This window comes from Bradyrhizobium elkanii WSM2783 (assembly GCF_000472865.1).
GTDB lineage: Bacteria > Pseudomonadota > Alphaproteobacteria > Rhizobiales > Xanthobacteraceae > Bradyrhizobium > Bradyrhizobium elkanii_A.
Genome location: NZ_AXAP01000059.1, coordinates 12,661 through 25,125 on the forward strand (window position 1 = coordinate 12,661; position 12,465 = coordinate 25,125).

A 12,465-nucleotide genomic window follows, 5' to 3' on the forward strand; every position below is an offset into this window, starting at 1 on the left:
GTTATGGATCCCCGCTTTCGCGGGGATGACGACCGAGTGGTTGCTAAAGCATCACTTCGTCAGCGGGCAGCCGCTTTCCTTGGCGGTGAAGAAGGCCTTGTCGCCGGGCACCACGGCGAGCTGCTTGTAATAGTCCCACGGCTTCTTCGATTCCGAGGGCTTCTTGACCTCGAACAGGTAGAGGTCGTGCACCATGCGGCCGTTCTCCTGCACCTTGCCCTTCGCGAAGGCGTCGTCGACCGGCAGCTCCTTCAGCTTTTTCGCCACCTTATCGCTGTCCTTGGTTCCGGCGGCCTTCACGGCCTTCAGATAGGACAGCGTCGCCGAATAGGTGCCGGCGTGGATCATGCTCGGCATGTGGCCGGTGCGCTTGATGAAGCGTTCGCTGAAGGCGCGCGAGGCGTCGTCGTGGTCCCAGTAAAACCCTTCCGTGAGCACAAGACCCTGCGCGGCTTCCAGCCCGAGACCGTGGACCTCGGACAGCGTCATCAGCAGGCCAGCAAGCTTCTGCCCGCTCTTGACGATGCCGAACTCGGCCGCCTGCTTGATCGAGTTGGTGGTGTCGAGGCCGGCATTGGCAAGGCCGACGATCTTCGCCTTCGAGCTCTGCGCCTGCAGCAGGAAGGACGAGAAATCCGACGAGTTCAGGGGCACGCGCACCGAGCCCAGCACCTTGCCGCCCTTTTCCTTGACGATGTCGCTGGTGTCCTTTTCCAGCGCGTAGCCGAAGGCGTAGTCGGCGGTCAGGAAAAACCAGGTATCGCCGCCCGCCTGCACCAGCGCGCCGCCGGTGCCCACCGCCAGGGCGCGGGTGTCATAGGCCCAGTGGAAACCGTAGGGCGTGCAGGCATCGCCTGTGATGCGGGAGGTCGCCGCGCCCACGACGATGTCGATCTTCTTCTTCTCGTTGGAGAGTTCCTGGACCGCGAGCGCCACCGAAGAGGTGGTCAGCTCGGTGATCATGTCGACGCCTTCGGTATCGTACCAGCGCCGCGCGATCGCAGAGGCGAGATCGGGCTTGTTCTGGTGATCGGCGGTGACGAGCTCGATCTTGTGCCCCAGCACCTCGCCGCCGAAATCTTCGATCGCCATCCTGGCGGCCTCGAGCGAATACTTGCCGCCGTAATCGGCATAGACGCCGGACTGGTCGTTCAGGATGCCGATCTTGACGCCCTGGGCAAAACTCGGAGTTGACAGCAAAAGGCCGCCAAGGGCGACGGCGGCGAGCAATCCCGATTTCATAAATGATCTCCCTGCAGTTTCTGTTCGGAATATAAGCGAATGATATTTTATAACCCTGCGGCTGCCCATCACTTTCGGCTCAGCCATTAGTGGGGCTTGCGCCGACCTCTCTTCTCGTCATTCCGGGGCGCGAGAAGCGCGAACCCGGAATCCATCGGCCGGCATACGCTGGCGGAGAAATGGATTCCGGGCTCATCGCTTCGCGATGCCCCGGAATGACGGCGACGGTAAGCGGGCCGGTCCCTCAAGCTTCCACCGGCTTCTTCGGATGCCTGGGATCGGCGAGTCCGCGCACCACCATGTAGAAGATCGGCGTGAAGATCAGGCCGAACAGGGTGACGCCGAGCATGCCGAAGAACACGGCGACCCCGACCGCCTGGCGCATCTCCGAGCCCGAGCCGGTCGAGACCACCAATGGCAGCACGCCGAGGATGAAGGCGAACGACGTCATCAGGATCGGCCGCAGCCGCAGGCGGCAGGCCTCGATCACCGCCTCCAGCCGCGGCTTGCCCTCGGCCTCGATGTCGCGCGCGAACTCGACGATCAGGATCGCGTTCTTGGCGGCGAGGCCGACCAGCACGACGAAACCGATCTGGGTCAGGATGTTGACGTCCTGTCCCATGATGCGCACGCCGATGGTCGCGGCCAGCAGGCACATCGGCACGATCAGGATCACCGCGAACGGCAGGCTCCAACTGCCATATTGCGCGGCGAGCACGAGATAGACGAACAGCACGCAGATCGGGAACACGTAGAGCCCGGCATTGCCGCCGGTGATTTGCTGATACGACAGGTCGGTCCACTCGAACGCAAAACCGCTCGGCAGCGTTGCATCGGCGAGCTGTTTGATGGTGTCGAGTGCGGTCTGCGAACTCGTGCCGGGCGCCGGCTCGCCCTGCAGCTCGGATGCCGAATAGAGGTTGTAGCGCGCGACGCGGTCGGGCCCGGAGACGTCGCGGAATTCGACCACGCTGCCGAGCAGCACCATGTCGCCCGCGGCATTGCGTGTCCGCAGCCGCGCGAGATCGGAGGTTTCCTTGCGGAACGGCAGGTCAGCCTGCGCGGTGACGTGATAGGTGCGGCCGAACAGGTTGAAGTCGTTGACGTAGGTCGAGCCGAAATAGGTCTGGATGGTGTCGTTGATGCTTGCGATCGGCACGCCGAGCTTCTGCGCCTTGATGCGGTCGATGTCGACGAACACTTGCGGCGTATTCGCGGTGAACGGCGAGAACACCGAGGTGAGATATGGCGACTTGCGCGCGGCAGCGACAAGTTCGTCGGTCGCGGCAGCCAGCAGCTCGGGGCCGCGGCCCTGCCGATCCTGGATACGGATGGTGAAGCCGCCGCCGGTGCCGATACCCGGCACCGCAGGCGGGGGGATCACGATGATGAAGGCCCCCTGGATCACAGACAGGCGCTTGCGCAGCTCGGCCGTGATCGCGGTCGCCGACAACCCCTTCTTCTGGCGCGCCTCCGGCTCATCGAACACGGGGAACAGCGCCGCGGCATTGCCCGACTGCGTGCGCGTTGCGCCCGAGAAGCCGGCAAAGGCCGCAACGCGCACGATGCCCGGCGTATCGAGCGCGATCCGCTCGATCTCGCGCACCACCGCCGTGGTGCGAGCCAGCGATGCCGCCCCCGGCAATTGCACCGACACAATGATGTAGCCCCGATCCTGCGCCGGAATGAAGCCCTGTGCCGTGGTCGCGAGCAACCAGCCGGCGCTTCCGATCAGCGCGACATAGATCAGCAGCATCACCGCCGTATGGCGGATCACGAAGTCGGCCGCTGCGGCATAGCCATGCGACAGGCGGTCGAACAGGCGGTTGAAGACGCCCGTGAACTTCTCCCAGCCACGGGCAATGATATTCCAGCGCGCCGCCGGCCGCTTCTCCTCATGCGGCACCAGGATCAGCGAGGCCAGCGCCGGCGACAGCGTCAGCGAGCAGAAGCAGGAGATCGCGGTTGCGACCGCGATGGTGACGGCGAATTGCTGGAAGAACTGGCCCGAGATGCCGCCGAGGAATGCGGTCGGCACGAACACCGCACACAGCACCAGCGCGATCGAGACCAGCGCTCCGCCGACCTCCTCCATCGTCTTGAGCGCGGCATCGCGCCGGCTCATTCCGTGCTCGAGATGCCGCTCGACATTCTCGACCACCACGATGGCGTCGTCGACCACGATGCCGACCGCCAGCACCAGGCCGAACAGCGTCAGATTGTTGATCGAGAAGCCGAGCGCAGCCATCACCGCGAAGGTGCCGACCAGCGACACCGGGATCGCGATGATCGGAATGATCGCCGGCCGCCAGCCCTGCAGGAACACCAGCACCACGATGACGACGAGCAGCATCGCCTCGTAGATGGTCTTGATCAGCTCGTGGATGGATTGTGCGATGAATTCGGTCGGGTTGTAGCCGATATTGTAGTCGAGCCCTTTCGGGAAGCTCGCCTTGAGCTTGACCATCGTATCGGAGATTTCCTTGGCGGTGGCGAGCGCGTTCGAGCCGGGCCGCTGCGTCACCAGCATGCCGACCGCCGATTTCTTGAGCAGGAAGCTGTTGGTGCTATAGGACAGCGCGCCAAGTTCGACGCGGGCAACGTCGCGCAGGCGCACGGTGCGGCCGTCGGCGCCGGCCCTGACCACGATATCCTCGAACTGCCTGGGATCCTTGAGACGGCCGGTAAAGACAAGGTTGGGCTGGAACGCGCGATCCGCAATCGGCGGCTCCGCGATCTGTCCGCCCGCGATCTGCAGGTTCTGCGCGCGGATCGCCGCCAGCACCTCGGTTGAGGTCAAGCCGAGATTGGCGAGGCGGTCGGGATCCAGCCACAGCCGCATCGAGTAATCGCGCGCGCCGAAGATCTGGATGTCGCCGACGCCGTCGAGCCGGAGCAACTGGTCGCGAACCTGCAGCAGCGCATAGTTGGAGATGTAGAGCTGGTCGAAGCTGTCATCGGGCGACAGCATGAACACGACCATCAGGATATCAGGGCTATTCTTGCGCGTGGTCACGCCGTTGCGCTGCACCTCTTCGGGCAGCCGCGGCTGCGCGATCGCGACGCGGTTCTGCACCAGCACCTGGGCGGTGTCGAGGTTGGTGCCAAGCTTGAAGGTGACGGTGATGGTGAGCTGGCCGTTCGAGGTGGCCTGGCTGTAGAGATACAGCATGTCCTCGACGCCGTTGATCTCCTGCTCGATCGGGGCAGCGACGGTGTCGGAGACGGTCTGCGCGGAGGCGCCGGGATAGTTGGTGGTGACTACCACCGTCGGCGGCACCACTTGCGGATATTCCGAGACCGGCAGCGTGGTGTAGGCGATCGCGCCGACGATCAGGAGCACGATCGACAGCACCATCGCCAGGATGGGCTGGTTGATGGAAAGCCGCCCGAGGTTCATGATTTGCCACCGCTCGCGGCTTGTGCGGGATGCGGGCTCACCTTGGCGCCGACGCGGGCGCGCTGCAGACCATCGACGATCACGCGGTCGTCCGCCTTGAGGCCTTCGCGGACCACGCGCAGACCTTCGTCGAGCGGGCCGAGCGTCACGGGCTTTGCCTCCACCGTGTCGTCGTCCTTGACCACGAACACGATCTTGCGCGACTGGTCGGTGGCGATAGCCGTGTCGGGCACGAGCAGCGCCTCATAAGGCGAGCTGCCGATGATCCGCACGCGGCCGAACTGTCCGGGCAGGATCGAGAGATCCTTGTTCGGAATCACCGCGCGGCTCCGCAGGGTGGCGGTCGAGACATCCAGCCGGTTGTCGAGGAAATCCATCTTGCCTTCGTGCGAGGGCCTGGTTTCGCCGGTCAGCGTCACCTGGACCGGATTGGGCGTATCGCGCGAACTCGGCCGTTTGCCCTCGAACCAGAGCCGGTTGTTCCGCAGATAGGTCGCCTCGTCGACGTCGAAATAGATGTAGATCGGGTCGAGCGACACGATCGAGGTGAGCAGGGTCGCGCCGCCCTCGCTGCCCTGCACAAGATTGCCGACGCTGACGAGATGGCGGCTGACGCGGCCGGTGAGCGGCGCCAGCACATGGGTGAATTCGATGTTGAGCTGGGCCGCCTTGAGCGCGCCCTCGGCCTGCGTCTCGGCGGCATGGGCTGCCTGCAAGGCCTGACGGCGCTGGTCGACGACCTGTTCGGAGACTGCACTGGTCTGAACCAGGTTCAGGCCGCGGTCGAGCTCGCGCTTGGCGAGCTCCGCCTTGGCGCGCGCGTCCGCAAGTTGTCCCTCGGCCTGCTTGGCGACGGCCTCGAACGGGCGTGGATCGATCACGTAAAGCAGGTCGCCGGCGCGGACGATGGCGCCATCGCGAAACTCGACGCTGGTGACGAAGCCGCCGACGCGGGCGCGAACCTGGACCTCCTCGATCGCTTCGAACCGCCCGGTGAATTCGTCCCAATCCGTGACCGTGCGCTTGGTCGGCTGCGCCACCGTGACCGCAGGGGCCGGCGCCGCCGCCTGTGGCTGCTGCTTGTCGCCACAGCCCGACAATGCCAAGGCAGACGTTGCCAAGGCAATGAGCAGGCCAAGCGCGCTGACGCCGCGCCGTGAGTTGGCCGTGAGGTTCCCCGTCCTGTCGTTCGCGCCCAAGTCGATCTCCCCCTGAACAGCACAGGCGGCGCGGGTAACGCCGCTCGGATCCGCAGCTTACGCGCAGCGGAGGTCACAGATGTGACCGGAGGACAGTCTGTTCAAGAGAGGGACGGGATCAAGCAAAATCGCTGTCCATTTTTCGTGGCCGCACGCCAACGCAGGCGGCAATCACCTCCGCAAAGCCCACCCGCGGACGCCGATGGCGCATCTAAGGGCATGACGAGCCGTTCCGGCTCCGTTAGATTGTCGTCAAAGAAAATAAATCTTTCAGGGAGGGTCGGCTCGTGCACCGAGGACGTGTCGTATTTGGCGCAATGGAGGAGGTCGTGTTCGGCCGCCAGGCGGCTGAGGCGATCGTCGAGCAGGTGGCGCGTGTGGCCGCGCAGCGCGCCTTCCTGATGGTCAGCGGAACGCTCAACCGCACGACCGACGAAATCGAGCGAATCCGCGCCGCACTGGGCACAGCCTGCGCCGGCACCTTCGATGCGATGCCGCCGCATACGCCGCGCTCCGCCGTGGTCGCGGCAGCCGAGCAGGCGCGCGCCGCGAAAGCCGACCTTATCGTCACGATCGGCGGCGGCTCGATCACCGACGGCGCCAAGGCGGTGCAGCTATGCCTCGCCAATGGTATCCGCAAGGCCGACGACATCGACAAAGTCCGCACCAGCCACGGCGTAACGCCTCAAATCAATGCACCCATCGTACGACAGATCAGCGTGCCGACGACGATCGCAGGCGGCGAGTTCACCGCGATCGCCGGTGTCACCAACGAGAAGAAACGGGTCAAGGAGCTGCTGACCCATCCCCTGGTGATGCCGCGCGCCGTCATCCTCGATCCCTGGCTTTCGCTGCATACGCCGGAATGGCTGTGGCTTTCGACCGGCATCCGCGCGGTCGATCATTGCGTCGAGGGCATCTGCTCGAATGAATCGCACCCTTATGCCGATGCACAGGCGCTGAAGGGACTGTCGATGCTGGCGCAAGCCCTGCCGCGGGTCAAAGCCGACGCAACCGATATCGACGCGCGGCTGGACTGCCAGATCGGCACCTGGCTGTCGACCGGGCCGCTCGCCGCTGGCGTGCCGATGGGCGCGAGCCATGGCATCGGCTATGTGCTCGGTGCCGAATTCGACGTGCCGCACGGCTATACTTCGTGCGTGATGCTGCCGGCGATGATGCGCTGGAATAAGTCCGCCAATGCCGAGCGGCAGGCGCAGGTCGCCGCCGCCATGGGCCATCCCGGTCAGGACGCCGGCGACGTGCTCGACAACTTCATCCGCGGACTGGGCCTGCCGCGCAGCCTTCAGGACGTGCGGATCGGCCCCGAACATTTCGACCATATCGCGGCGCAGGCGATGAAGACGCCATGGGTTCCACGCAATCCGCGCACCATCGCGGGCCCCGAGCAGGTCCGCGAGATTCTTGTGTTGGCAGCATGAGGGACATTTTCCACCGATGTATACCGGAAAGCACGCTTATCTGCGCCCGTTGCAACCGGCCTTCATCATGGCTGCGACGGGCGAGACCGTCACCTATCGCGAGCTCGAGGTGCGCAGCAACCGCCTGGCGCACCTGTTTCGAAAATGCGGCCTGAAGCGGCTGGAGCACTATGCGATCTTCATGGAGAACAACAATCGCTATCTGGAGGCCTGCGGCGCCGGCGAGCGCTCCGGCCTCTATTTCACCTGCGTGAATTCCTATCTGACCCCAAGCGAGCTCGCCTACATCCTCACCAACAGCCAGTCGCGCATCCTGATCACGTCGAGGGCAAAACTCGACGTCGCGCGCGAGGCGCTGAAGGAATGTCCGCAGGTCGAGCTCTGCATCGTCGCCGACGGCGACGGCGAAAGCGATCGCATCGTCGGGCTACAGCAGGTGACTGCGGGCCTTCCTGCGACGCCGATCGAGGATGAAGCGATCGGCACCGCGATGCTCTATTCGTCCGGCACCACAGGTCGGCCCAAAGGCATCCTGCGGCCGCTGCCGGAGCAAGCGCCGTCACAGCAACTGCCGCTGTTCGATTTCCTGCAGAAACTCTGGCACTACCGCGAGGGAATGATCTATCTGTCGCCCGCGCCGCTCTATCATTCGGCGCCGCAGGCGGCCGTCAATCTCACCATCCGCGTCGGCGGCACCGTCGTTATCATGGAGAGCTTCGATCCTGAGCGTTATCTGCAGCTCGTCGAGCAATGGGGTATCACGCACAGCCAGCTCGTGCCGACGATGTTCTCGCGGATGCTGAAGCTGCCGGAGGAGGTGCGCAAACGCTACGACCTGTCGTCGCTGGAGATCGCGATCCACGCCGCCGCTCCCTGCCCTGCCCTCGTCAAGGAGGACATCATCAACTGGTGGGGGCCGATCATCCACGAATATTACGGCGCGACCGAGGGTCTCGGCTTCACCGCCTGCAACACCGAGGAGTGGCTTTCGCATCGCGGCACCGTCGGCAAGGTGCTGCTCGGCGACCTGCATATCCTCGACGAGAACATGCAGCCGAGCCCAAAGGGAACGCCGGGCACGGTGTGGTTCAAGACCGCCTCGGCCTTCGAATATTTCAACGATCCCGCCAGGACGCGCGAGGCACGCTCGGCGGACGGCAGCATGAGCACGGTCGGCGACGTCGGCTATGTCGACGATGACGGCTATCTCTATCTCACCGACCGTTCGACCTTCATGATCATCTCCGGCGGAGTGAACATCTATCCGCAGGAGTGCGAGAACCTCCTGATCACCCATCCCAAGGTCGCGGACGCCGCCGTGTTCGGCGTGCCCGACGCCGATCTCGGCGAGGAGGTGAAAGCGGTGGTGCAGCCGATGCATGACGTGGTGCCGGGACCCGATCTTGCCGAGGAATTGATCGCGTTCTGCGCGCAATCGCTGTCGCGCCAGAAAGTGCCGCGCTCGATCGATTTCGAGGCGGAACTGCCGCGGCTGCCGACCGGCAAGCTCTACAAACGCCTGTTGCGCGACCGCTATTGGGGCAACAAGACCTCGCGTATCGTGTGAGCTGGCCTATCTGCGCTCGCGCTGCGACGAAGGCGTGGACGTGTGCGCCGAGACCGGACTCGCTCGCTGGGGCGTGTCTGCGCTATAGTGCCTGCCCGTCTGCCAGCTTCGTCGGGAGGCACGCCATGGCATTGCCCGAGCCACGCGAGCCAACGCCGCTATCGGCCCCAAGGCTCGAATTCACCGCCGCAGAGATTGGCGCCCTCGCCCACCTCTACCGGGGCGAAGTTTACCGAAGCACGGTCTGGCGCACGCGCCTCGACAGCTCCACGAACTGGGCGGTGGTCACAACGGGCATTGCCTTGTCGGCCACCTACAGCAGCGCCGACGCGTCGCCTTTGCCGATGGTCCTCGTCGGCCTGCTTGTCACCGTGTTCCTGCTGTTCGAGGCCCGCCGCTACCGCTATTTCAATGTCTGGCGCGCCCGCGCGCGGCTGTTCGAAACCGATTTCTTCGCACCGATGATCCGTGGCGAACGGCTTAACCCGGATTCGGCCTGGACCGAACTGCTCGCCAATGACTACCGCAATCCGAGCTATCACATCAGCTATGCGCGCGCGATCGGGCGAAGGCTGCGCCGCACCTATGGCTGGATCTTCGCGATCCAGGCGATCGCCTATTACGGCAAGCTCGCGATCCATCCGGTGCCGCTGACCACGCTTGGCGAGGTTTGGGAGCGCGCCGCGATCGGTCCCATTCCGGGCGGCCTGGTCGTTCTTGCGGGAGTTCTCTTCCATGCAAGCTGGGGGATTTTTGCTTTTGTCACATATCGCGTCGAAATCGCCAACCGACGCGAGCGGCAGAGCCTCATCGCGATGGGTTGATGCATCATCGCGTTGCCCGACTGCAGCTTTTGCCCTAAGTCTTGAGCAACAAAAAGACTAGGGAGGATGGCCGATGGACGTGGTCCGGGTGGGTCCGGGATTCGCTGCGGAAATTCGCGGTGTGACGCTGGGCGATGTCGCCAGAAGCAAGGCCGCTTATGCTGCAGTGCGTGCAGCATTTGAAGCGCACTCGGTCCTGGTGTTTCGCGACCAGGACGTGTCAGACGAAAAGCAATTGGCGTTCTCGCGCCGCTTCGGCCCGCCGGAAGTGACAAAAATCGGTTCCATGGGAACGGGATCGCATTTCGTGATCCTCACGACCATCGGTCCCGACGGCAACATGGTGCCACCCGATCATCGCCAGGCGCTGCGCAGCAAGGCCAACCAGCTCTGGCACACCGATTCCTCCTTCAAGCGCGTGCCGGCGCTGACCTCGATCCTGTCGGCACGAGTGATTCCCGATCATGGCGGCGAGACCGAATTCGTCTCCACCCGCCGTGCGTTCGAACTGCTGGACGAGGGACTCGCAAAGCAGCTCGAAAATTCCTTCGCCTGGCATTCCTACGCGCATTCGCGCGACCAGATCGCGCCCGGCCTTGCAACGCCTGAGGAGATGGCGGTGTTGCCTCCGGTGTGCTGGCGGATGGTGTGGCGCAACCCCACCAACGGCCGCGGCGCACTCTATCTTGCATCGCACGCCTATGCGATCGAAGGCATGGCGCCTGCGGCAGGCAAGAAGCTGATCGATGAATTGATGGCGGCAGCCACCGCGCCGGGGACAGCTTACTTGCACAAATGGCGGCAGGGCGATGTCGTCATGTGGGACAACCGCGCCACCATGCATCGCGGGCGGCCGTGGCCGGCGCACGAGCCGCGACTGATGATCCGCACCACGATCTCGGCGACCGAGGCCGACGGTCTCGCCAGCATGGGCCTGCCGTCGCCACAGGCCGCGGAATAGCACGTCCGCACTGCAGCGCTAATTGTCGCAGGCTCGGCGTTCATCCGAATTGCCGATCGTCATGCGCGCGACGCTGGTTGCTCAGACGTCCCACCATGGTATCCTCGGTACCAAATCGGGCCATAGAGACCGAATGTCGGGAGGAAATGATGCGGAGCGTGCGAGCGCTGGCCGTGGCAGCGCTATGTTGGCTTTCGGCTTACGATGTTTCGCTGGCGGAAACACCGAAGTCCGGCGGCATTCTCAGGATGTATCACCGCGACAGTCCGGGCAGCGCCTCGATCCACGAGGGCGCAAGCTATTCGTTCAACGTTCCCTTCATGCCGATCTTCAACAACCTGGTGATCTTCAACCAGCATATTCCGCAGAACAGCGTCGATACGATCGTGCCGGAACTCGCGGAGAGCTGGGCCTGGAGCGATGACAAGAAGAAATTGACATTCAAGCTTCGCAACGGCGTCAAATGGCATGACGGCAAGTCGTTCACCTCGGCCGACGTCAAATGCACCTTCGACCTGTTGATGGGCAAGTCGCAACAGAAGTTCCGCCAGAACCCGCGGAAATCCTGGTACGATCAGGTCAATGACGTCACCATCAATGGCGATTACGAGGCCTCATTCAACCTGAAGCGGCCGCAGCCCGCGCTATTGTCGCTGCTCGCCTCCGGCTATAGCCCGATCTATCCCTGCCATGTCTCGCCGGCGGAAATGCGCACCAAGCCGATCGGCACGGGTCCGTTCAAGTTCGTCGAGTTCAAGGCCAACGAGTCGATCAAGCTGACGAAGAACCCGGACTACTTCAGGAAGGGCCTGCCCTATCTCGACGGCATTGAATTCACCATTGTGCCGAACCGCTCGACGGCGATCCTTGGCTTCGTCTCCGGCAAGTTCGACATGACGTTCCCGACTGAAGTATCGATCCCGCTCTTGAAGGATGTCAAATCGCAGGCGCCCAATGCGATCTGCGTGGTGGAACCGAGCAACGTTGCCACCAACATCATCATCAATTCGTCGGCGCCGCCGTTCGACAATCTCGACGTCCGCCGCGCGCTGGCGCTCGCCCTTGACCGCAAGGCGTTCATCTCGATCCTGTTCGAGGGACAGGCCGACATCGGCGGCACCATGCAGCCCGCGCAGGCGGGATTGTGGGCGATGCCGAAGGAGATGCTGGAGACGATCCCGGGCTATGGGCCCGACGTCAACGCCAACCGCGAGCAGGCGCGCAAGTTGATGCAGAAGGCGGGCTACGGCCCCGACAAGCATCTGCAGATCAAGGTGTCGACTCGCAACATCCCGATCTACCGCGACCCTGCCATCATCCTGATCGACCAGCTCAAGACCATCTATATCGACGCCGAGCTCGATGTCGTCGACACCGCGCAATGGTTCCCGAAGGTCGCGCGCAAAGACTATTCGCTGGGCTTGAACCTCACCGGCAATGCGGTCGACGAGCCCGACCAGTCGTTCTACGAGAACTATTCCTGCGACTCCGAGCGGAACTACACCAACTACTGCAATCGCGAGATCGAAAAGCTGTTCGACCTGCAGTCGTCCGAGACCGACCCCGAGAAGCGCAAGAAGCTGGTGTGGGAGATCGACAAGAAACTGCAGGAAGACGTGGCGCGGCCGATCATCCTGCACAGCCGCACCGGAACCTGCTGGCAGCCTTACGTCAAGAACGTGACGGTGATGTCCAACAGCTCCTACAACGGCTACCGTTACGAAGACGTCTGGATGGATAAGTAGCGTCCGCGAGGTGACGAGATGAGATCGGGTCAGCCTCCGCGTCGGGAATCCCCACCTCTCCCATCGGGAGAGGTCGCGCTGAAGG

General features: G+C 63.7%; 8 protein-coding genes. 5 read left to right on the forward strand and 3 right to left on the reverse strand.

Features of this window, described 5'->3' with window-relative positions:
• Positions 1-51 precede the first annotated feature (51 nt).
• The 3 genes from YY7_RS0134930 to YY7_RS0134940 all read right to left on the reverse strand — a co-directional run bounded on the left by YY7_RS0134930 (position 52) and on the right by YY7_RS0134940 (position 5,775).
• Positions 52-1,242, reverse strand: a complete 1,191-nt coding sequence (locus YY7_RS0134930; RefSeq protein ID WP_028167246.1) for an ABC transporter substrate-binding protein — start codon at positions 1,240-1,242, stop codon at positions 52-54.
• A 244-nt stretch (positions 1,243-1,486) separates the two neighbouring features.
• Positions 1,487-4,642: an efflux RND transporter permease subunit gene (locus tag YY7_RS0134935; RefSeq protein WP_028167247.1), complete on the reverse strand. Its 3,156-nt coding sequence runs from the start codon at positions 4,640-4,642 to the stop codon at positions 1,487-1,489.
• Positions 4,639-5,775, reverse strand: coding sequence for an efflux RND transporter periplasmic adaptor subunit (locus YY7_RS0134940; protein WP_028167248.1), 1,137 nt, complete (start codon positions 5,773-5,775; stop codon positions 4,639-4,641). The genes YY7_RS0134935 and YY7_RS0134940 overlap by 4 nt, the downstream gene beginning before the upstream one ends.
• A gap of 353 nt (positions 5,776-6,128) precedes the next feature.
• Between YY7_RS0134940 and YY7_RS0134945 the strand changes: the two genes are divergently transcribed.
• The 5 genes from YY7_RS0134945 to YY7_RS0134965 all read left to right on the forward strand — a co-directional run bounded on the left by YY7_RS0134945 (position 6,129) and on the right by YY7_RS0134965 (position 12,380).
• Complete coding sequence (locus YY7_RS0134945) at positions 6,129-7,283, forward strand: iron-containing alcohol dehydrogenase (protein WP_028167249.1); 1,155 nt, start codon at positions 6,129-6,131, stop codon at positions 7,281-7,283.
• Between the two features lie 16 nt (positions 7,284-7,299).
• Positions 7,300-8,850 (forward strand): AMP-binding protein, encoded by a 1,551-nt coding sequence (locus YY7_RS0134950; RefSeq protein WP_028167250.1) that lies wholly within the window; start codon positions 7,300-7,302, stop codon positions 8,848-8,850.
• Positions 8,851-8,975: 125 nt separating this feature from the next.
• Positions 8,976-9,674: a DUF2270 domain-containing protein gene (locus YY7_RS53810; protein ID WP_051397090.1), complete on the forward strand. Its 699-nt coding sequence runs from the start codon at positions 8,976-8,978 to the stop codon at positions 9,672-9,674.
• A 73-nt stretch (positions 9,675-9,747) separates the two neighbouring features.
• The gene (locus YY7_RS0134960) at positions 9,748-10,635 is read left to right on the forward strand and encodes a TauD/TfdA dioxygenase family protein (protein ID WP_028167251.1); all 888 of its coding nucleotides are present in this window, start codon (positions 9,748-9,750) and stop codon (positions 10,633-10,635) included.
• 149 nt (positions 10,636-10,784) lie between these two features.
• Entirely contained in the window at positions 10,785-12,380 is a 1,596-nt protein-coding gene (locus YY7_RS0134965; protein ID WP_028167252.1) for an ABC transporter substrate-binding protein, read from the forward strand.
• The last annotated feature ends 85 nt before the right edge of the window (positions 12,381-12,465 follow it).

What these genes read in the sequence shown, in the direction of transcription:
- YY7_RS0134930 (WP_028167246.1), bottom strand. Translation starts at nt 1,242, where the DNA reads ATGAAATCGGGATTGCTCGCCGCCGTCGCCCTTGGCGGCCTTTTGCTG.
- YY7_RS0134935 (WP_028167247.1), bottom strand. Translation starts at nt 4,642, where the DNA reads ATGAACCTCGGGCGGCTTTCCATCAACCAGCCCATCCTGGCGATGGTG.
- YY7_RS0134950 (WP_028167250.1), top strand. Translation starts at nt 7,300, where the DNA reads ATGTATACCGGAAAGCACGCTTATCTGCGCCCGTTGCAACCGGCCTTC.
- YY7_RS53810 (WP_051397090.1), top strand. Translation starts at nt 8,976, where the DNA reads ATGGCATTGCCCGAGCCACGCGAGCCAACGCCGCTATCGGCCCCAAGG.
- YY7_RS0134960 (WP_028167251.1), top strand. Translation starts at nt 9,748, where the DNA reads ATGGACGTGGTCCGGGTGGGTCCGGGATTCGCTGCGGAAATTCGCGGT.
- YY7_RS0134965 (WP_028167252.1), top strand. Translation starts at nt 10,785, where the DNA reads ATGCGGAGCGTGCGAGCGCTGGCCGTGGCAGCGCTATGTTGGCTTTCG.